Below are 243 nucleotides of genomic sequence, written 5' to 3' on the forward strand. Positions count from 1 at the left end.
CAAGCCGTTGACCTGTTGCTTGAGATAGTCGAGCGCGGCGGCATGGATCAGCTCGCCGTCTTCCTGACCGGCGGGGACCGGCTGGGCGGCTTGCGCCGCCTGAGCCGCCTGATTCGCTGCGGCGGTCTGTGCGGCCAACTGGGCGGCCGATTGAGCGGCCGACTGGGCAGCGGCTGCCGCCGCTTGCGTGGTCTGCAGGCGCTGCAGCGCCTGCACGGCCTGTTCGCGTTGCGCCGCCTGAGC

The 243-nt window shown here is 71.6% G+C and carries 1 pseudogene; it reads right to left on the reverse strand.

Going from position 1 to position 243, the window contains the following annotated elements:
• Positions 1–243: pseudogene (locus FQ755_RS37430) on the reverse strand (flagellar basal body P-ring formation protein FlgA); the annotation flags it as partial.

Origin of the sequence: Paraburkholderia sp. BCC1885 (assembly GCF_900996235.1) — a bacterium.
In the GTDB taxonomy this organism is placed as follows: Bacteria; Pseudomonadota; Gammaproteobacteria; order Burkholderiales; family Burkholderiaceae; genus Paraburkholderia.